General features: G+C 64.5%; 16 protein-coding genes. 8 read left to right on the top strand and 8 right to left on the bottom strand.

Going from position 1 to position 19,349, the window contains the following annotated elements:
• Nucleotides 1-96 precede the first annotated feature (96 nt).
• Nucleotides 97-699, top strand: a complete 603-nt coding sequence (locus F1735_RS15425) for a Maf family nucleotide pyrophosphatase (RefSeq protein ID WP_167237763.1) — start codon at nucleotides 97-99, stop codon at nucleotides 697-699.
• Between the two features lie 5 nt (nucleotides 700-704).
• Nucleotides 705-1,451: an SAM-dependent methyltransferase gene (locus F1735_RS15420; RefSeq protein ID WP_167237762.1), complete on the top strand. Its 747-nt coding sequence runs from the start codon at nucleotides 705-707 to the stop codon at nucleotides 1,449-1,451.
• A gap of 58 nt (nucleotides 1,452-1,509) precedes the next feature.
• On the opposite strand, the gene F1735_RS15415 is transcribed toward F1735_RS15420, so the two are convergent.
• The 3 genes from F1735_RS15415 to aceA all read right to left on the bottom strand — a co-directional run bounded on the left by F1735_RS15415 (nucleotide 1,510) and on the right by aceA (nucleotide 5,583).
• Complete coding sequence (locus tag F1735_RS15415; RefSeq protein WP_167237761.1) at nucleotides 1,510-2,769, bottom strand: EAL and HDOD domain-containing protein; 1,260 nt, start codon at nucleotides 2,767-2,769, stop codon at nucleotides 1,510-1,512.
• A 51-nt stretch (nucleotides 2,770-2,820) separates the two neighbouring features.
• Complete coding sequence (locus tag F1735_RS15410) at nucleotides 2,821-3,951, bottom strand: 23S rRNA (adenine(2030)-N(6))-methyltransferase RlmJ (protein ID WP_229505800.1); 1,131 nt, start codon at nucleotides 3,949-3,951, stop codon at nucleotides 2,821-2,823.
• A 333-nt stretch (nucleotides 3,952-4,284) separates the two neighbouring features.
• Nucleotides 4,285-5,583 (bottom strand): isocitrate lyase, encoded by a 1,299-nt coding sequence (gene aceA, locus F1735_RS15405; protein WP_167237759.1) that lies wholly within the window; start codon nucleotides 5,581-5,583, stop codon nucleotides 4,285-4,287.
• 667 nt (nucleotides 5,584-6,250) lie between these two features.
• Here aceA and F1735_RS15400 point away from each other — a divergent pair.
• The 3 genes from F1735_RS15400 (at nucleotide 6,251) to F1735_RS15390 (ending at nucleotide 9,419) form a co-directional block, all read left to right on the top strand.
• Nucleotides 6,251-7,327: a cache domain-containing protein gene (locus F1735_RS15400; protein ID WP_167237758.1), complete on the top strand. Its 1,077-nt coding sequence runs from the start codon at nucleotides 6,251-6,253 to the stop codon at nucleotides 7,325-7,327.
• A 403-nt stretch (nucleotides 7,328-7,730) separates the two neighbouring features.
• Complete coding sequence (locus F1735_RS15395) at nucleotides 7,731-8,807, top strand: cache domain-containing protein (RefSeq protein ID WP_167237757.1); 1,077 nt, start codon at nucleotides 7,731-7,733, stop codon at nucleotides 8,805-8,807.
• A gap of 21 nt (nucleotides 8,808-8,828) precedes the next feature.
• Complete coding sequence (locus tag F1735_RS15390) at nucleotides 8,829-9,419, top strand: hypothetical protein (RefSeq protein WP_167237756.1); 591 nt, start codon at nucleotides 8,829-8,831, stop codon at nucleotides 9,417-9,419.
• Nucleotides 9,420-9,526: 107 nt separating this feature from the next.
• Here the strand turns inward: F1735_RS15390 and rraA are convergent, their stop codons facing one another.
• The gene (gene rraA, locus F1735_RS15385; RefSeq protein ID WP_166895745.1) at nucleotides 9,527-10,021 is read right to left on the bottom strand and encodes a ribonuclease E activity regulator RraA; all 495 of its coding nucleotides are present in this window, start codon (nucleotides 10,019-10,021) and stop codon (nucleotides 9,527-9,529) included.
• Between the two features lie 232 nt (nucleotides 10,022-10,253).
• Between rraA and F1735_RS15380 the strand changes: the two genes are divergently transcribed.
• Nucleotides 10,254-10,985 (top strand): hypothetical protein, encoded by a 732-nt coding sequence (locus F1735_RS15380; protein ID WP_167237755.1) that lies wholly within the window; start codon nucleotides 10,254-10,256, stop codon nucleotides 10,983-10,985.
• Between the two features lie 9 nt (nucleotides 10,986-10,994).
• On the opposite strand, the gene F1735_RS15375 is transcribed toward F1735_RS15380, so the two are convergent.
• Complete coding sequence (locus F1735_RS15375) at nucleotides 10,995-12,203, bottom strand: MFS transporter (RefSeq protein WP_167237754.1); 1,209 nt, start codon at nucleotides 12,201-12,203, stop codon at nucleotides 10,995-10,997.
• Nucleotides 12,204-12,276: 73 nt separating this feature from the next.
• On the opposite strand from F1735_RS15375, the gene F1735_RS15370 reads away from it, so the two are divergent.
• A complete protein-coding gene (locus F1735_RS15370; RefSeq protein WP_229505799.1) occupies nucleotides 12,277-13,104 on the top strand; it encodes an AraC family transcriptional regulator in 828 nt (275 codons plus the stop codon).
• 96 nt (nucleotides 13,105-13,200) lie between these two features.
• Here F1735_RS15370 and F1735_RS15365 read toward each other — a convergent pair whose 3' ends face one another.
• From F1735_RS15365 to F1735_RS15355, 3 genes are read right to left on the bottom strand one after another with little or no spacing between them, the layout of a single operon-like run.
• The gene (locus F1735_RS15365; RefSeq protein WP_167237753.1) at nucleotides 13,201-13,743 is read right to left on the bottom strand and encodes a hypothetical protein; all 543 of its coding nucleotides are present in this window, start codon (nucleotides 13,741-13,743) and stop codon (nucleotides 13,201-13,203) included.
• Between the two features lie 14 nt (nucleotides 13,744-13,757).
• A complete protein-coding gene (locus F1735_RS15360; RefSeq protein ID WP_167237752.1) occupies nucleotides 13,758-14,312 on the bottom strand; it encodes a hypothetical protein in 555 nt (184 codons plus the stop codon).
• A 14-nt stretch (nucleotides 14,313-14,326) separates the two neighbouring features.
• Nucleotides 14,327-15,208: a questin oxidase family protein gene (locus F1735_RS15355; RefSeq protein ID WP_167237751.1), complete on the bottom strand. Its 882-nt coding sequence runs from the start codon at nucleotides 15,206-15,208 to the stop codon at nucleotides 14,327-14,329.
• Nucleotides 15,209-15,458: 250 nt separating this feature from the next.
• Between F1735_RS15355 and F1735_RS15350 the strand changes: the two genes are divergently transcribed.
• Nucleotides 15,459-17,873: a catalase gene (locus F1735_RS15350; protein WP_167237750.1), complete on the top strand. Its 2,415-nt coding sequence runs from the start codon at nucleotides 15,459-15,461 to the stop codon at nucleotides 17,871-17,873.
• Nucleotides 17,874-19,349: the final 1,476 nt, after the last annotated feature.

Below are 19,349 nucleotides of genomic sequence, written 5' to 3'. Positions count from 1 at the left end.
GACCCGCGCGCTGTTGCTGGCGCGTACACGCCGCGCCCGCCACATGAATCCCGCTGCGCCCGCTTGTAGGGACAGCCAACAGGACTGAAGTACGACATGATACCAACTTCCAGCGCACCGCGGCTAATTCTTGCATCGGGTTCCGCCTACCGGCGCGAATTACTTGAGCGCCTGCGCCTGCCGTTCGACGTGCTGGTGCCCGATATCGACGAAACGCCGCTGGCCGGCGAACTGCCCGAAGCGACCGCCCTGCGCCTGGCACGCGCCAAGGCCGAAGCGGTGGCGGCGCGCGCGCCCGGCAGCGTCGTCATCGGCTCCGACCAGGTCGCCACGCTCGACGGCGCCCAGATCGGCAAGCCCGGCGACCACGCCAACGCCCTGCTGCAACTGCAAACCATGCGCGGGCGGCGCGTGGTGTTCCACACGGCGCTATGCCTGTGGGATGGCCGCTCCGGCACGGCGCAGGTGGAGAGCGTGCAAACATTCGTCACCGTGCGCGACCTGCCCGACGCCGAACTCGACGCCTATCTGCGCATCGAACAACCCTACGATTGCGCCGGCAGCGCCAAGAACGAAGCGCTCGGCATCGCCATTTTGGAACGCATCGACAGCACCGACCCGACCGCCCTCACCGGCTTGCCCCTGATCGCCCTGACCGGCATGCTGCGGCGCGCCGGTTTTACCTTTTTTACACAGTGAGCATTATGTCCGGCACCTTATATCTGATCCCCAACACCCTCGGCGCGGCCGACCCGGCCGACGATGCGCTGGCGCACATCATCCCCGAGCAAGTCCAGGCCCTGACCGCGCGCCTCGATTACTTTGTCGCCGAAAACGCCAAGACCGCGCGCGGCTTCCTGAAACTGATTGCGCTGCGCCATCCACTGGCCAAGACCTTGCAGGAAATCGAGATTGCCGAACTGAACGTGAATACCCCGGCGCAAGCGCTGGCCGGTCTGCTGGAGCCCCTGTTGGCCGGGCGCGATGCCGGCCTGATCTCGGAAGCGGGCGTGCCGGCGGTGGCCGATCCCGGCGCCGACCTGGTGCGTCTGGCGCACGAGCGCGGCATCCAGGTGCGACCGCTGGTCGGACCGTCCTCGCTGCTGCTGGCCGTGATGGCGAGCGGCTTGAACGGGCAAAGTTTTGCTTTCAACGGCTACCTGCCCACCGACGCCGCCCTGCGCACCAAGCGCATCAAGGAGCTGGAAGCGCGTTCGCGCGCGGAAAAGCAGACCCAGCTGCTGATCGAAACGCCCTACCGCAACGGCGCCATGCTCGAAGCGCTGGTCGGCGCCTGCCAGCCGGGCACCTTGATCTGCGTCGCGACCGATTTGAGCTTGCCGACGGAATCGATCCGCACCTTGAACGGCGGCAAATGGAAATCGCTGCTGGCGGCCGGCAAGGGGCCGGATTTCCACAAGAAGCCGACGGTGTTTTTGCTGCTGGCGTAATCAGGATGGGCTGGACGGCCGCTGGCGCCGCCTTCCGGCCCAGCACCACATAGCTTGCTCAAGTCACCAGTTCATTGACCCAGCCAAACGCTTCCAGCTCGATCTCGCGCATGGTCTTGGCGCTCAAGCCAAGCGTCTTGAGCGCCCTGGCCAGTTCCGTGCCGCGCCTGGGGTTGTCGACCAGTTCGACCACCTTGAGCATCTCGCCCAGCACGCCTTCGCGCTCGAGCAAGGCGGCGCGCACTTCGTCGGCCACCACCACGGTGTTGAGAATATCCTGCATCGACATCGAAAACAGCGCATCCATCAGCGACATGATGCCCACCGTGAAGCCGGCCTCGGCGCTGACGCGGCGCTCGGGCGGCACTTTCCGCGTCATCAACTCCATCAGCTTGCCGCGCGTGGTGGCCATCTGCAGCAACGGCGACGTGAGTTCGACCGCCCCACCCGGCTTGGCGTACAGCAAAATCTGCAGCCAGCGCTGCAATTGCTGGCGCCCCAGCACGTACAGCGCTTCGCTCAGCGAATCGATGCGCCGGCGCGCGCCCGCCGCCGGGGTGTTGACCAGGCGCAGCAGGTTCAGGCTGATCAGGGCGTCGCGCTTGACCGCGCGCTCGATCTCGGCATTGCCGGCGTCGGAATTGATCAGGTCGAGCAAGCGCAGGATGACCAGTTCCGACGGCGCGATCTTCTTGCCGCTGAGGATGGCCGGGCGCGCAAAGTAATAACCCTGGAAATATTCGAAGCCGAGCGCCATGCACATCTCGAACTCCTCGACCGTCTCGACCTTTTCGGCCAGCAGCTTTTTATGCCGCCCGTTCAGGGCCGCCACCAGCTTGGGCAGGTCGGCCGCCGCCACCGCCTGCACGTCGACCTTGATGATGTCGACCAGGTCGACCAGCTTGCGCAGGTCGTCGGACTCTTCCACCACATCGTCGAGGGCAAAGGTGAAGCCAAAGCCCTTGAGCTCGGCCACGCGGGCGACCAATGCCGGGGTGGCCTGGACGGTTTCCAGAATTTCGAGGATGACCTTGTCGTGCGGCAGGAAGCGCACGAAGTCGCTCATCAAGACGATGTCGTCGACATTCACGAACGCCAGGCGCTCGCCGACCACCTTGGCCATGCCCAGCTGGGAAGCGTGCGAAATCACGGCCGCCGTGGCGGCGGCGTGATCGGTTACATTCGCGTCGCCACCATTGGCGCTGCGAAACAAAAGTTCAAAGGCAACCAGTCGCTGGTTACGTCCGAGAATCGGTTGGCGCGCGAGAAAAAAATCGTCGGACGGCAGCGCCAGCTCGGCCACGGTGTCAATAGGCATGGGAAATCCGGAAAACAGGCGCGCCAACAACGGCGCCCTGCGATGACTATACTACGAAGGACGGCGTGGACCGCTGTTGCGTGGACCGGTCGGACGGGCGCTCTTGCCCGCTGTGCCAGCCTCGGCAGGGCGCGCACTCTTGCGCGTGACCCCGGCTTCGGTGGGACGGGCGCTCTTGCCGGCCGCGGCGGCGGCAATGCTGGAGCGCTTGACCGCCGGCGCGCGTGGTGCGCCGGCCGCCGCGCCGGGGGTGCCGGCGGGCGCTTGCCCGGGCAGGCGCAGGCTGCCGGTGCCGGCGGTCGGGCTGGCCTTGCGGGCGTTACCGACCGGCATGCGCGCAGCGCCATTGGCGCCGGTACGGGCGGCAGCCGTGCCGGTCACTTGCGTGCCTTTTTCGATCACGTAGGTGGCGTCGGCATTCTTGCCCAGCACTTGTACCAGGTAAGGCATCACCTGGCGCAAGGTCGGCTCGAGCGTGTAGGGCGGATTGAGAATGAACATGCCGCTGCTGTGCAGGCCGAAACCATCCGGGCCCGGGGTGGTGATGGTCAGGGTGACATTGAGCCAGTCCTTGGCCGCCAGGCGCTTGAGCTTGTCGGCGAACTGGCGCGATTCCATGCGCTGCAGCACCGGATACCAGACCGCGTAGATGCCCGACGGGAAGCGCACCAGCGCATCGTCGAGCGCATCGCGCACCTTGCGGTAATCCTGCTTGTCTTCGTAGGGCGGGTCGATCAGCACCAGCGCGCGGCGCGAGGGCGGCGGCAACAAGGTCTTGAGGGCGTGGAAACCGTCGCCGCGTTCGATCAGCACGCGCCGGCCGCGCGCGCTCGGGCGCTCGCCCTGGGCGGCGGCGTGCTCCGCCACCTTGCGGAAATTGTCGGCCAGGATCTTGCTGTCGGCCGGATGCAGTTCGAACAGGCGCAGGCGGTCGTGCTCGCGCATGACCTTGTCGGCGCAGTACGGCGAACCCGGGTAGTAGCGCATCTTGCCGCTCGGATTGAGTTCCTTGATCAGCTTGACGTACTCGGCCAGCGGCTTGGGCAGGTCGTTACGCTCCCACAGCGGGCCGATGCCGGTTTCGTATTCGGCGTTCTTGGACGCGTAACCGCCATCGAGCGCATACACGCCGGCACCGGAGTGGGTGTCGATATAGGTGTAGGCCGTGTCTTTCTGATTCATGTACTCATGCAGCTGAATCTGCACGAAATGCTTCAGGACGTCGGCGTGATTACCCGCGTGAAAGGCGTGGCGGTAGCTCAACATAACGTGGGAATTCCATAAAAAAGGGGGATCTGGGACGCCATTATCTCCTATAAAGAGGGATTCGACGCAAAAAGCGCGCAAATGCACAACGCCCTCCCCCTTGTCCGCGCGCCGTGAGCATGCCGCGAACAAGGGGGAAGGCGCTGTGCGTTTGCACCCGCGGGGGCGCGCGACGGCCCTTGTCCGGGCAACTGTGCCGGCCGTCGCGCTGGCGGCGCTCCTTCTGGAAGCGTCGCGGATCAATAGCTTTTAGGCTACTTTCTTTTCGTCGAAGAATTGTTCATCTTCGGTCGAACCATGCAGCGCGGTGGTCGAGCTCTGGTTTTGCTGGATGGTCTGGGTGACGGCGTCGAAGTAGCCGGTACCGACTTCGCGCTGGTGCTTGACGGCCGTAAAGCCCTTGTCGGCGGCGGCGAATTCGGCTTCCTGCAGCTCGACGAAGGCCGACATCTGACGGCGCGCATAGCCGTGCGCCAGGTTGAACATGCCGTAGTTCAGGGCGTGGAAGCCGGCCAGGGTGATGAACTGGAACTTGTAACCCATGGCGCCCAGTTCTTTCTGGAACTTGGCAATGGTGGCGTCGTCCAGGTTCTTTTTCCAGTTGAACGATGGCGAGCAGTTGTAGGCCAGCATCTTGCCCGGGAACTTGGCGTGTACGGCGTCGGCGAACTGCTTGGCGAAAGCCAGGTCCGGCTTGCCGGTTTCGCACCAGACCAGGTCGGCGAACGGGGCGTAGGCGATGGCGCGCGAAATGGCTTGCTCGATGCCCGGACGGACTTTATAGAAGCCTTCCACGGTGCGCTCGCCGGTGCAGAATTCACGGTCGTTGTCGTCCACGTCGGAAGTCAGCAGGTCGGCCGCTTCGGCGTCGGTGCGGGCGATCACCAGGGTCGAGGTGCCCATCACGTCGGCCGCCAGGCGCGCCGCGGTCAGCTTTTCGACGGCTTCCCGGGTCGGCACCAGCACTTTGCCGCCCATGTGGCCGCATTTCTTGACCGATGCCAGCTGATCTTCGAAGTGAACGCCGGCGGCGCCCGCGTCGATCATCGACTTCATCAGTTCGTAGGCGTTGAGCACGCCGCCGAAACCGGCTTCGGCATCGGCGATGATCGGTGCGAAGTAATCGATGTCATCCTTGCCTTCGGACCATTGAATCTGGTCGGCGCGCTGGAAGGTGTTGTTGATGCGGCGCACAACCAGCGGCACCGAGTTGGCCGGGTACAAAGATTGGTCGGGATACATTTCACCGGCCACGTTGGCGTCGCCCGCAACTTGCCAGCCGGACAGGTAGATGGCTTTCAAGCCGGCCTTGACCTGCTGCATGGCCTGGTTGCCGGTCATGGCGCCGAGGGCGTTGACGAAAGGCTCGTTGTTCACCAGGTCCCACAGTTTTTCGGCGCCGCGCTTGGCCAGCGTGTGCTCGATCGTCAGCGAGCCGCGCAGGCGTACCACGTCCGCCGCAGTGTAGTTACGTACAACACCTTTCCAGCGCGGGTTGGTGTCCCACTCTTTTTGCAGTTCTGCTACTTGCTGTTCACGAGTTGCCATGGTGTTCTCCTAATTGAAAGCCGTTTAAGAAATGAAATGCCTTGAACAAATGATAGACCGTTTTGCGCGCTGCAACAACACTCTTATATAAGACATATAACTAAATTTAATTCCTTATATATCAATGACTTGAAATCAAGTTTTCATGATGCGGTATGGAATTTCTCTAAATGAAAGATCGCAATGGTGCAAACGCACCACGTCATTTCACATTGTGAAATACCCTCCACGCCTGATGAAATCCGGCAGCCTTTTTGCGGCGCGGATGCTGACCGGCGGCAGGGCGCGCCCGCACGCGCACCAAAATAGGGCATCAGGTGTTGCACAGAAGACACACGGGGGTATAATACTCACGAAAAACAACAGGAATCGCGCGAAAACCCATGCTTCCCTTGGTACACCGTAGGATAATGTGCTCTCAGGCAATCCTTAATCACTGCCACCCGACGCACATGACGTCGCCAGGCAGATTGCGACGCACGCCATGGCGCACAGTGCAACTCCTGCCAACATTTCCTCATCCCCAACCCCTTGCGCCGAGGAGCGGGATGATTGTCAGATAAAAGCCCGGCACGCTGTTTAGTGTCGGCCCAGCAACCGGTATCTTGATGTCCGATACGCTGGCCGATCTGCCACGTCAAGCAGACCTACATTACGAATGCATCTCATGAACCCAAAATTTACTCTTAACATCTTCCACAAAGTACTCATCACCCTGCTCGCGGTGACCTTGATACCCCTGATTACCCTGTGGCTGGTCAGCAATAAGGCTGCGCAGAGCCAATTGACGAAGAATGTCTCGCAATCCCTGGTCCTGACCATGGATACCGTGGCCGACGGCATCGAAGCCTGGGACAGCACCAACGTGCGCGCCATGACCCAGGCCAGCAGCCTGGACGACATGATTTCCATGAAGGCCGAGTTGCAAAACCCGATCCTGTCGGTCACCGGCACCGCCTACGAATGGTCGTACCTGATGTTTACGGTCGCGCCGGACGGCGCCAACGTCGGCCGTAACGATGGCGGCGCCCTGGTGCCGTACGGCGACCGCGCCTACTTCCAGCAAGTCATCAAGGGCGCGCCGGTCGGCCGCCAGGTGGTCATGGGCAAGACCAGCGGCAAGCCGGCGCTGATCCTGGCCACCCCGATCAAGGACGCCAACGCCAACCTGGTCGGCGTGCTGGCCATGTCGATGTACCTGACCGATATTTCCAAGATCGTGACCGATATCCGCATCGGCGAAACCGGGCGCGCCATCCTGCTCGACGCCACCAACAAAGTCATCGCCCACGGCGACTCTTCCAAGGTGCGTACCGCGCTCCAGGATTTCAGCGCCTATCCGGCACTCAAGGTGGCCGGCCTGGCCGACGCCCCTGTCGTGTATTCCTCGGAAGACCGCCAGGTGATCGGTTTCATGCGCAAATTGCCGCAAGGCTGGACCTTGCTGGTTGAACAAGACTACGACGAAGCGTTCGCCACCATGAAGCGCATGGAAAAAGAGGCGCGCATCCTGATCGCGATCAGCATCGTGCTGGTCATCGCCATCGCGATTTTCCTCGGCAAGGCCCTGACCCGTCCGATCAACGAACTGACCACGATCGCCCGCCAGCTCAGCAATGGTGAATTGCAGGTCACCATCGCGCAGACCGAACGCGGCGACGAAATCGGCGCCCTGGCGCGCGCCATCGAACGGCTCGGCGTCAGTATTCAGCTGGCCATGGATCGCCTGCGCAAGAAGATCTGAGCGAGCCGGCGGCATGTTGCCGCCTGTTCTATCTTCAGCGAAGAAATTGTTGCATCGAAAACACAATACGAGATGATTCTCACGAATTACAACGAGAATTGCCCGAAAACCCATGCTTTTGGTAAAGACCGGTATAATAATGTGCTTACGAGCAACCCTAATACACTGCTGAAGATCGCGCTCCGATGTCGCTGAACAAGGGCGGCGCGCTCCATGACGGACAGTGCAATCCTTCCGACAGTGACCTCCGAATGTCCGATCCCGTTGCGCGCCAAGCGAACGGGATTGCCAGATACAAAAGTCCGACACCTTGCTTTAATGTCGGCCCAGCAATCGGTATCTTGATGTCCGATACGCTGGCCGATCTGCCACGTCAAGCAGACCTCTATTACGAAGGCGCAGTATGAACTCAAAATTTACTCTCAATATTTTTCACAAGGTACTGATTACCTTGCTCGCAGCCACATTGATCCCGCTGTGTACGCTGTGGCTGATCAGCGAAAGGGCGTCGCAACGCGAACTGACCGATAACGTGTCGCAAAGCCTGGTCCTGACCATGAACACCGTTGCCAACGGCATCAACGCGTGGGACGAGACCAATCTGCACGCCATGGGCCAGACCAGCCGCCTGTCCGACGTGGTGTCGATGAAGGCCGAGCGCCAGGTGCCGATCCTGAAGGCGACCGGCAAGGCCTACGAATGGTCGTTCCTGATGTTTACGATCGCGCCCGATGGCTCGAACACGGCCCGTAACGACGGCGGCGCCCCGATCAATTACGGCGACCGTTCGTACTTCCAGGCCGTGATGAAGGGCCAGCCGGTCGGCCGCCAGGTCGCGATCAGCAAAACCACCGGCAAGCCGGCCCTGATCGTGGCCACCCCGATCCGCGATGCCAACGCCGCCCTGGTCGGGGTGCTGGCGATGTCGATGAACCTGGCCGATATTTCCAAGATCGTGACCGATATCCGCATCGGCGAGACCGGCCGCGCGATCCTGCTCGACGCCGGCAACAAGGTCATCGCCCACGGCGACTCGTCCAAGGTGCGTACCGCGCTGCAAGATTTCACCGCCTACCCGGCGCTCAAAGTGGCCGGCATCGTCGACGCGCCGGTCGCTTATACCGCCGAAGACCGGAAAGTCATGGGTTTCATGCGTAAATTGCCACAAGGCTGGACTTTGCTGATTGAACAGGACTACGATGAAGCCTTCGCCACCATGCACAAGATGCAACGCGACGCGCGCATCCTGATCGCCGCGGCCGTGATCCTGGTCATCGGCGTCGCCATTTTCTTCGGCAAGGCCCTGACCCGTCCGATCAAGGAACTGACCGCGATTGCCGTTCAGCTCAGCAACGGCGAACTGAAAGTCAACATTCCGCAAACGGCCCGCGGCGACGAGATCGGTTCGCTGGCCCGTGCCATTGATCGTCTCGGCGTGAGCATCCAGCTGGCAATGGATCGCCTGCGTAAGAAGGTTTGATACCGATGAGAGGTTACTGATATGTCACAACCGGAATTCATGCCATTTATCGACGTGGTCGACCAGATCGCTGGCTTTTGCTCGCAGCGCGTCAGTGGGACTGCGTTGCTGATCAGCGACGACAACCGCATGGCCCAGGTTCACCTGCAAGGCGGCAAGATCGTCTTCATCCTGTGCCGCGGTCGCCGCGGCCGCGACGGCCTGGCGATCATGCGCACCATGAAAAATGCGCGCCTGACCCTGGACAAGGCCGGCGTCGTCAATGCCGACGGACTGGACTGGCCGACCGAGATCGTGCTGGGCTACCTTGACGGCACCCTGGACGACTTGCCGGGCACGGGCGTGCTGGGCGGGGCTGCGCCACGCGCGGAAGCCTCGGCCGCACGCCCGGCCGCCACGCCGGGCCTGACACCAGACATCAAGGCCACCTTGCAGCGTTGCCTGGTCAAGTATGTCGGCCCGATGGCCGAAATCGTCTGCGCCGACCACTTCGACGGCGCCACCGATGTGCGCGCCGTGGTCATGGCGTTGTCCAAGGAAATCCCCAACGAGGACCAGGCCGCCAAGTTCAAGGTCGACGTCGCCAAGGCGCTCGACATGCCGGCGTTCTGACGACACCTGCGCGCAGCGGCTGCGGCCGCCGCGCGCAGGCTGCTCGTACACGCTGCTTTGACGCCCTGGCCCGCTGTTTTCCGCTTTTCCGCGCCCCTCCCTCCCTGTCAGGCCAGCTTGCGCTGCGCCACCACGATGCCGTCGGCATCGGCATACAACCAGTCGCCCGGCTGCACCGCCACCCCGCTGACGCAGATGCGCACATTGCGTTCGCCCGCGCCCAGCTTGCTGCTCTTTTGCGGATGCGTACCCAGCGCGCGCACCCCGATGGCGCAGGCGTTGATTTCCTCGCTGTCGCGCACGCAGCCGTCGACCACGATGCCGCTCCAGCCATTGTTTTGCGCCAATAACGCCAGCTGGCCGCCGACCAGCGCGCGCCGCAGGCTGGCGCCGCCGTCGATCACCAGCACATTGCCGTTGCCGGGCGCTTCCAGGGTGGCGCGCACCAGGGCGTTATCTTCAAACACTTTTAATGTCGTCACGCTGCCGCAAAAGCGCAGGTGCTGGCCGTAGTGCCTGAACAGCGGCGGCAGCACGGCCATGCGGCCCTCTTCGAGCAGGTCGGGATGGTCGTCGCACAGGTCGGTGGTGGCAAAAGTCATGTCGGCTCGCTCGCAAAAGGTGAAATGGGAACAATTCTAAGCGATTGCCGCCGCCGCCCGTGTACGCGCCTGCCACTGCATGAAGTAGGACCATGCGAACGGCGTTCAGGTTCCTGCAAAAACAAGGCATTCGCGGCGCGCGTGATGTGTCACAAGCGAAACGCAGGGAGCGGCTGACGCGGCGACCGAAGCGCGCCATAATCGGCTCCTCTTTCTTGTCAGGGGGGCATGCATGCTCAGCACGCTGTCACAGCTCCGGCGCCTGTGGGACATTCTCGCCGCAATCGTCAAACTGCCGCTCGCTCACTTGCAATTCGACATGGCGCTCGCGCCCGCCGACGTGTGCGCCACCTACCGCAATTTCACCCGGCGCCATCCGCGCTACCGCATCATCGGCAACAAGACCATCGGCGCGGCCCTGCTCGACATCGGGCAATTCGCATCAAGCGCGCAGTACCGCGACTCGATCGGCGAGCGCAACTGGGGCGGTTTCTTCGCGCGGCGCGCCCAGGCACGCGGCTACCAGTTTACCCGCATCGAGCGCAACTGCTATGTCGACGACATCCACGCCATCAACCAGTCCATGCCCGAGCGCCAGGGCCGGCCCATGGCCGCCGGCTACCAGGACCGGGTAGCGCATTACACCGACCGCGAGAACTTCCGCTATGTCGGCGTGCTCGATGCGTCGGGCAAGCTGGTCGCGTACTGCGAACTGGGCATTTACGGCAACTTCGCCCTGTTCTCGCGCTTGCTCGGCTACCGCAACAACGATGGCGTCATGCACTTCATGATCGTCGAAATCGTCAGCATGCTGATCGCCGAGCGCAGCGTGCGCTACGCCATGTACGACACCTGGTTCGGCGCCTCCGAGGGACTGCGGCGCTTCAAGACCGTGCTCGGTTTCAAACCGTACCGGGTGCGCTACGCGCTGCTGGGCGTGGCCAGCCTGTGCCCGGTCACCTAGTATTCGGGCTCAGGCTTGCTTGAGCGCCGGCGCCCGGCTGCTCCCGCCCACGGTCAGGGCGGTGCCGATCGCCAGCACCTGGAACAGGGCGATGCAGCCGAACACCCAGGCCGGATGGCCCCGGTCCATCATGGCGCCGAACAGAAGCGGACCGAGCGCCAGGCCGCTGTCGAGGCCCGAGTACACGATGCCGAAGACGCGGCCGGTCGCATTTTTCGGCGCCGCGGCGCGAATGAGCAGGTCGCGCGAGGGACCGGCGACGCCGGCGGCCAGGCCGATCCCGCCCATCAGCACCACCGCCATCCAGCCCGGCACCACGGCCGCGCCCACCAGCAGCGCCATCAGCGCGGCGCAGACGAACGAGAACGCGATGGTGCGCTCGTGGCGCTTGGCGCGCGTCGCCAGAAAGCCGCCCAGCACCATGCCGGCGGCGGACGCGAGCATGTAGGCGGTGTAGGCGGTGGTGGCCGAGGCCAGCGAAATGCCGTACAGCGCCACCAGGCTGGCCGACGAAAAACTCTGGATCCCGCCCAGCGCAATGGCGGTCAGGAAAAAGAAGCCGAAGCTCATCCACACCGCCGGCAGCTTCATGAAGGCGAACGAGCCGTCCTGCGCCGTGCCGGCCGCTTGCACCGGGGCCGGGTCGGCGCGCAGGTGGGCGCGCTGGAAGAACAGCAGCGCCAAGGTGGCGAAGGGAATGGCGGCGGCCGACAACAGGGCGATGCGCCAGCCGGCCAGCGCGGCGATGCCGGCCAAAAACGCCGGCGCGGCCGCCCAGCCCAGGTTGCCGCTGATGCCGTGCAGCGAAAAGGCGTGGGCGATGCGGGCCCGGCTCACGCGCTGGTTCAGCAAGGTGTAGTCGGCCGGATGGAACACGGCGTTGCCCAGGCCGGCCAGCATCGACCCGGCCGCCAGCATCACATAGCTGTGCGCGCCCGCCAGCACCAGGGCCGCCGTGCCGAGCAGCGCCAGCCCGCAAAACAGCACGCGGCGCGCGCCGACCTTGTCCACCACGAAGCCGGACAGGGCCTGGCCGATGCCGGAGACCACGAAGAACAAGGTCATCAACAGCCCCAGCTGGGCATACGACAGCGCGAAGGCGGGCTTGAGCCACGGGAACAAGGCCGCCAGGATCAAGTGATAGAAGTGCGATACGCCGTGCGCCAGGCTGACCAGGCCGATGACGCGCGCATCGTCGCGCAGGGTGGGTGTATTCATAAAGCATCCTTAGTTGAGCAGATGTCAGTGTAAGCAAAAAGCCATCGACAGTTTTGAGACAGGAAGCCATACTTTGTCGCAATTCCGCCAAATGCATCCCGAGCCGACCGTGTCCCTGACCATCCTCACCCATACCCGCTGGCAAGCTCCTGATCTGGCGCCGACCCCGGCGCGGCCGGTACGCGCCCTCGCCCGCGACCTCGACATCACCCAGTCGCTCGATCCGCACCGGCATGCCTGGGGTCAGGTGACCTTCGCCCTGTCCGGGGTGCTGCGCGTGACCACGCCCGGCGCAAGCTGGATCCTGCCGCCGCTGCGCGCGATCTGGGTGGCGCCGGAGGTGATCCACTCGGTCCATGTGCTCGAAGATGCGCGCCTGCGCCCGCTCGGCATCCTGGCCGCGCGCGCCCCGTTCGAAGGCGATGAGTGCCGCGTGCTGGCCGTGTCGGCGCTGTTGCGCGAGCTGATCGTGGCGCTCGGCGAGACCGGCGCCGGTCCGCGCGAAACGCTGCTGGCCGAACTGATCCTCGACGAGTTGCCCGGCGCGGCCACGCGGCCGATGCGCGTGCCGCTGCCGCAGGACAAGCGCCTTGGCGCCCTGTGCGCGGCCCTGATCGACGACCCCGCCTCCCAGCTGACCCTGAGCCAGTGGGCGGCCCGGGTCGGCGCCTCCGAGCGCACCCTGACCCGCTTGTTCGAAAGCGAACTGGGCATGCGCTTCGGCCACTGGCGCCAGCAAGTGCGCCTGGCCCACGCGGCGCCGCTGATCGCGCGCGGCATGCCGCTCTCGCAGGTGGCCGGGGAGCTCGGTTACGCCAGCCAGTCGGCGTTTTCGGCGATGTTCAAAAAGACCTTCGGCAGCTCGCCATCGGCATTTTTCGCCGGCGACAGCGCCGCTTGAGCTTGCATCTTCTCTACGCGAACGGGCGCGGCGTGTTCCTGCCGGGCGAGGATGGCCGCTCGACCATGGCGCTCAAGGGCGACCTGGTGGGCGACATCATCGCGCGTTGAGCCGGTGCATCGGATCAAACACCGCGTCAAGTTCCTGTGCTGAACACCGTTGCAACAGTCCCATGCCGACAGAACGTTGTTCTCCCTCGGCGGGACCGGTGATGACCTTGTTGATATTGATGATTTTCGCTGTGCGCAAGTTGACTAGGATGCCGACATGCGTCCCCGGCTTGACAGTCATGGCCGCGGGCGCGGCAAAGCGAAGGCTGAGGTAATACGGCAGCACGCTTTCGTCGTGGTACCAGGACGCGCTGGCGCTCACCTGCGCCATCTGGCGTGACGGCAGCAGCGCCACGATGCAGCGCGGCAGCGTCGTCACGTGCCCACCGAGCTGCAGGATCACGCTGCCGACCGCTTGTTCCGCCCCTGGCGCGGCGAAGACCACGTTCATCCGGGCCGGCCCGTACTTGGCCGGAATCGTGTCCATCATTCCATCTGGAGAAAACTCAACGATGACATCGACGTGAGCGAGGCAGGCGCCGCTGCTTCCCATCAATGCGCCCAGCAACAGCAGTTGGTGCAGTTTCATGTGGTTCTTTCTGTTCATTGCTTGGAGAGCTTGCGCAGATGGATCCTGGCCGCCGGGTCGAACACCGCGTCCAGGTCCTGCGGCGGGCAGATCGCCGCGATGTCCAGGCTGACGTAACGGCGACTTCGTTCCTCGCCATCGATGGTGAAGGTGTGGATGTCGGCCAGCTTGGCCGTGCGCACATCGAACAACATGACGACCGGGTCCGCGCGCCGGCTCGCCGCGACTGCCTCGGGAGCGACAAAGGTGAGGCTGAGCCTGGACGGACCGCTTTCCTCATGGTTCCAGGCTTGTGCGGCGCTGATCTGCGCCATCTGGCGCGATGGCAAGCGTTCGACGAGGCAGGCCGGCAGCGTGGTCACGCGCGCGCCGAGCCGCAGCGTGACGCTGGCGACGCAGGGCGTGGCCCCCGGCGCGGCGAATGCCACATCGAGCTGGCCGGGTCCGAACGCCTCCGACAGATCGAGGGTTCCCGACGCCGGCGCGACAGGGAGACGGTCTTGTTGCGCCAGGCAGGTACCAGGGCTTCCCGTCAGCGCCAGCATCAACAGCAGGTGATTCAGTTTCACATGGTCCTTTCTGGTCATTGCCCGGCCAGCTTGCGCGCGGCAATCGCGAGATAGCGCGCATCGCCGTAGGCCAGGTGCTCGCAATACGCCGACCAGCACAGCTTGACGACGTGCGCATCGGTAGCCCGCGCAGCTTGCGCCATGCAGGCATGCCAGTCAATCTCCGAGGCGACGGCAGGCTCGGCAGTGACCTCGGGCTCGACCGTCAAGGTGGCGACCACGACCGCCTCCCACAGGTAGCGCAAGGCCCGGCGCGGCTCGCCGGCATACGGCAGCAGCAGCCGGAATGCATGGCATGCCGTAACGGTATGCAAGAGCGTGAAATCCTCGCGCGCATGATAGGCGCCGAGCGCGAACTGCGCCACCTGGCGCAGGTCCAATCCCGATGGCTGGATCGGCGTCCCGGTCACGCCAGGATGGCGCGCAGCCTGCCGCATGCGGTCGATGATGATGCCGTCCCACGGCGCATGGCCGGCCACCGCCAGCGCCAGGCGCGCGGCGATCGCGGCCGGCGTGGCGTCGACCGTGTCCGGCGGCAAGTCCAGGCTCGCGTATTCCATGACCCAGTACGCCAGCGCGGCGCAGAGCTCGTCATGCTCGCCGGCGTCGATCGCGTACGCCAGCCGGATCAGGCAATGAAAAGCCGACGCCGACACGCCCGGCAACAGGCGCGGCACCCAGTCGCGCAGTACGGCGCCCGGCCCGTCGCGCCCTGCGCACGCCTGGAAATACCGCTCCAGCCCGCCGCCATTGCGGCCCTGGCCCAGCCAGTCGGGGGCGTGCGTGACCGGGCTGAGGTCGGCGTCACGCGCCCGCAACTGGCGCGCGTTGGCGTCGAAAGCGCGCGCCATGCTGTCCGCCGGCGCGCCCATGCGATCGAGCGCGATGAGCGTCATCGGCTAGTGATTGGCGAGCCGGTCGCCATATAGCGGCCCGAAACGCTTGCTGCGTTCGAGCAAGGCGCGGCAGGTATCTGACAAAGTTTCCATGCAACTTCTCCATATTGTTCGTCCACCGCAGGGTGGCGCTGGCGGCGCCCTGATCTCCCGCGCCGCATCGCCTGTCCGTGATCAAGTACGCGGCACCTGAGCGATGCAAACTCGACAAGCCAGGGGCGCCGGCCCCACTCTTTCTAAGAGGTAATCAATGGTCACACGTAAAAAAAGCGGACCGTCCACCGACGGCGCAGGTTCCGTTCTCAGTACTGTCGCGGGTCCCTCGGACCCGACCTTGCCCGGCAGCCTGGGCAGCACTAATCCGATCGCCGAGCGCCTGTTGGAGAAAGCCGGCGGCGTAGCCGACCTGGCCGACGAGCGGCCCTTCAACGCCACCAAGCCGCTCGAATATGGCGACCAGGCATTGACGCCGCATACCGGCGAAGCCTATGCGGTGTCGACCCCGCTGGCCACGGCCAGCACCGGCACCGAACACATCGCCTCGCCCAAGGTCGGGGATGGCACTGCGCACCTGGGCGCCAACGCGCTCAACAGTTCGCTGGACCGCGTGCGCGCCGACGATACCGAACAACGCCTGACCACCAACCAGGGCATTCCTGTTGCCAGCAACCAGGATTCGCTCAAGATCGGCTTGCGCGGACCGATCGCGCTGGAAGACTTCGTCATGCGCGAAAAAATCACGCATTTCGACCATGAGCGCATCCCGGAGCGCGTCGTGCATGCGCGCGGTTCGGCCGCCCACGGTTACTTCGAATCCTACCAGGACCTGGGCCAGTTGACCCGCGCCGCCCCTTTCGCCTACGCCGGCAAGCGCACCCCGGCGTTCGTGCGCTTTTCCACCGCCACCGGCGAGCGCGGCTCGCCCGACACGGCGCGCGACGTGCGCGGCTTTGCGGTCAAGTTCTACACGGACGAAGGCAACTGGGACCTGGTCGCCAACAATATCCCGGTATTCTTCATCCAGGACCCGATGAAGTTTCCCGACGTCGCCCACGCGCTCAAGCCGGAGCCGCACCACGGCATGCCGCAGGCGTCCAGCGCGCACGACAGCTTCTGGGACTTCGCCTCGCTCAGCCCCGAAATCACCCACATGCTGATGTGGCTCATGTCCGACCGCGCCATTCCGCGCAGCTACCGCATGATGCAAGGTTTCGGCGTACACACCTTCAAGCTGATCAACGCGAGCGGCGATGTACGCCTGTGCAAGTTCCACTGGACCCCGCTGCAAGGCACCCACTCGCTGGTGTGGGACGAAGCGTTCAAGCTGCGCGGGCTCGACACCGACTTCCACCGGCGCGACCTGTGGCAAGCCATCGAAGCGGGCAACTTCCCCGAGTACGAGCTGGGCCTGCAAGTGTTCACCGAAGCGCAGGCCGACAGCTTCCCCTTCGACATCCTCGATCCGACCAAGCTGATTCCTGAAGAACTGATCCCGGTGTTCCCGGTCGGCAAATTGGTCCTGAACCGCAACCCGGACAATTTCTTTGCCGAGACCGAACAAGTGGCTTTTTGCACGCAGCACATTGTACCCGGCATCGATTTCACCAACGATCCAATCTTGCAGGGCCGCAACCATTCCTATCCGGATACCCAGATCACGCGCCTGGGCGGTCCCAATTTCCATGAAATCCCCATCAACGCGCCGCTGGCCGAGGTGCATAACAACCAGCGCGAGGGTTTCCACCGGCAAGCCATCCACCGCGGCCGGGTCAACTACGAGCCCAACTCGCTGGCCGGCGGTTGCCCGTTCCAGGTGGGCCGCGCCGGTTTCGTCAGCGTACACGAGCCCGTCATCGGCAACAAAGTGCGCGGCAAACCGGAACTGTTCGCCGACCACTATTCGCAAGCGCGCCTGTTCTGGATCAGCCAGAGCGCGCCCGAGAAAGCCCACATCATCGACGCCTTCCGTTTCGAACTGACGCGCGTGGAAACGCTGGCGATCCGGGTCCGCATGGTGGCCGGGCTGGTCAATGTGGACCCGACCCTGGCGCACGCCGTCGCATGCGGCCTCGGCATCGCGGTGCCGCCGCCGCTGCCGCTGGCCACCAGCTTGCCGCTGCCGGCCTACCCGCCCTCGCCCGCCCTGTCCCTGCTCAGCCGGCCGGGCGTGACCGGCATCCGCACGCGCCAGGTCGCCATCCTGGTCGCGCCGGGCGCCGACGGGGCGACGGTGCGCGCGGTCTATACGGCCTTGCTGGAAGCGGGCGCCGTGCCGCGCCTGGTGGGCCAGCAGCTGGGACAGCTCAGCTCGCAGGACGGCCAGCCGCTGCACGTCGAAACCACCTTCGACGTCACGCCCTCGGTGGTGTACGACGCGATGGTCGCGAGCGGCGGCGACGATGCCGTCCTCGCACTGGCGCGCGACGCGCGCGCGCTCGACTTTGTGCGCGAGCAATACCGCCACGGCAAGCCGATCCTGGTCCTCGGCAACGGCACCGACCTGCTCGCCAGCGCCGCCATTCCCCTGCTGCTGCCGGACGGCTGCGACGACCCCGGCATCGTCAGGCTCGACGCCGCCCTCGCCACGCTGGCGCTGGCCCAGTTCAAGCTGGCGCTGGCGCGGCACCGCACTTTCGAGCGCGAAACCGATCCGCCGACCGTGTAAGCGGCCGCGTGTGTGGTAAAGCCGGCATGCGCCGGCTTTTTTGTGCAGCGCAAAAATAGTGTCGGGATCTGCCCTTTCCTGCCAAGGCAGCTCAGGAATACCAATAAAGTAGCATGATACGATACCAAATCTTCACTTTTCTCAATCGCTTGCGGCCGGTCCTCACGCAAGCCGACGTGAATTGCCCACAACCATCCATCGTGTTCTCCCCCGCGCCGGTGTATCATTATTGCCTACAACCAAGATCGCCTTTTATTAACCAATTGCCTTGAAAAAAGGTAACGACGGAGAGCTGTTCGCGTGTTTACTTCAAGTTACGAAACCAATGTCGGCATAGGCGTTTTGATCATTTTGTTACTCTACGTAGCGTACCGCGTAGTGATCTACAAGTTGCGCGAGCGCGAGATCAAGGCGCTCCAGCAACGCGATGAACCGAGCATGCTCGATGCAAACGAGCAAACAAAGAGCTTCGCGCGCCTCCAGGCCGAGAAGGAAGCCGCCGAGGAAGCGGGGCGGGTCGAAGAGGCCCGCCTGATCGCCGAAGCGCGCGCCCAGGACGAACAGAACCGCCTGTTGGCGCTGGAACAAGCGCGCCTGGAAGAAGAGCGCCTCGCTGCCGCCGAAGAAGCGCGCCTGGAAGAGGTGCGCGAGGCGGCCCGCCGCGAAGCCGAACGGGTCGCCGCCGCCGAGGAAGCGGCGCGGCTGGAAGCCGAACGCCTGGCGCTTGCCGAGGCCGAGCGCCTGGAAGCCGAACGCCTGGCCGCCGTGGAAGCGGCGCGCGTGGAAGAAGAACGCCTTGCGGCCGAGGAAGCGGCGCGGGTCGAAGCGGCGCGCATGGCCTTCGACGCAGCCGTTCGCGTGGAAGCGGAACGCATCGCCGCGATCAATATTGCCCGCATGGAAGAGGAACGTCTGGCCGCAGAGCAAGCTGCGCGGCAAGATGCGCAGCGCCTGGCCGACGAGCAGGCAGAGCAGCTGGAAGCGGCGCGTCTGGCCGATGAGCAAGCCGCGCAAGCCGAAGCGAAGCGCATCGCCGAAGAGCAAGCGGCGCAACTGGAAGCGGCGCGCCTGGCCGATGAGCAGGCCGCCCAACTGGCAGCGAAGCGCCTGGCCGACGAGCAGGCAGCGCAGCTGGAAGCGCAGCGCATCGCCGACCAGCAAGCGGCGCAGGCCGAAGCGAAGCGTCTTGCCGATGAACTGGCCGCGCAGCAGGAAGCGGAGCGCATCGCCGCCATCGAAGCGGCCCAGCGCGAAGCGGACCGCATCGCTGCCGACGAGGCGGCGCGGCGCGAAGCCGAGCGCCTGGCGGCGGCCGAAGCCGAGCGGATCGAAGCGGACCGCATCGCTGCGCAAGAAGCGGCGCGCGTGGAAGAACAACGGCGCGCCGAAGCCGAGGCTGCACGCCTGCAGGCCGAACAGGCAGCTGCGGAAGAAGCCGCACGCGTCGCCGCCGCGCAAGCGGAAGCGGAACGTGCC

Origin of the sequence: Massilia genomosp. 1 (assembly GCF_011682185.1) — a bacterium.
Taxonomy (GTDB): Bacteria; Pseudomonadota; Gammaproteobacteria; order Burkholderiales; family Burkholderiaceae_D; genus Telluria_A; species Telluria_A rubra.
Note: the sequence above shows the minus strand (reverse complement) of the source record. Positions and strands in the feature narration are given on the sequence as shown.

Bases quoted from the DNA above. Each gene is read 5' to 3' on its own strand.
- F1735_RS15425 (WP_167237763.1), top strand. From the start codon at position 97: ATGATACCAACTTCCAGCGCACCGCGGCTAATTCTTGCATCGGGTTCC.
- F1735_RS15420 (WP_167237762.1), top strand. From the start codon at position 705: ATGTCCGGCACCTTATATCTGATCCCCAACACCCTCGGCGCGGCCGAC.
- F1735_RS15415 (WP_167237761.1), bottom strand. From the start codon at position 2,769: ATGCCTATTGACACCGTGGCCGAGCTGGCGCTGCCGTCCGACGATTTT.
- F1735_RS15410 (WP_229505800.1), bottom strand. From the start codon at position 3,951: ATGAATCAGAAAGACACGGCCTACACCTATATCGACACCCACTCCGGT.
- aceA (WP_167237759.1), bottom strand. From the start codon at position 5,583: ATGGCAACTCGTGAACAGCAAGTAGCAGAACTGCAAAAAGAGTGGGAC.
- F1735_RS15400 (WP_167237758.1), top strand. From the start codon at position 6,251: ATGAACCCAAAATTTACTCTTAACATCTTCCACAAAGTACTCATCACC.
- F1735_RS15395 (WP_167237757.1), top strand. From the start codon at position 7,731: ATGAACTCAAAATTTACTCTCAATATTTTTCACAAGGTACTGATTACC.
- F1735_RS15390 (WP_167237756.1), top strand. From the start codon at position 8,829: ATGTCACAACCGGAATTCATGCCATTTATCGACGTGGTCGACCAGATC.
- rraA (WP_166895745.1), bottom strand. From the start codon at position 10,021: ATGACTTTTGCCACCACCGACCTGTGCGACGACCATCCCGACCTGCTC.
- F1735_RS15380 (WP_167237755.1), top strand. From the start codon at position 10,254: ATGCTCAGCACGCTGTCACAGCTCCGGCGCCTGTGGGACATTCTCGCC.
- F1735_RS15375 (WP_167237754.1), bottom strand. From the start codon at position 12,203: ATGAATACACCCACCCTGCGCGACGATGCGCGCGTCATCGGCCTGGTC.
- F1735_RS15365 (WP_167237753.1), bottom strand. From the start codon at position 13,743: ATGAAACTGCACCAACTGCTGTTGCTGGGCGCATTGATGGGAAGCAGC.
- F1735_RS15355 (WP_167237751.1), bottom strand. From the start codon at position 15,208: ATGACGCTCATCGCGCTCGATCGCATGGGCGCGCCGGCGGACAGCATG.
- F1735_RS15350 (WP_167237750.1), top strand. From the start codon at position 15,459: ATGGTCACACGTAAAAAAAGCGGACCGTCCACCGACGGCGCAGGTTCC.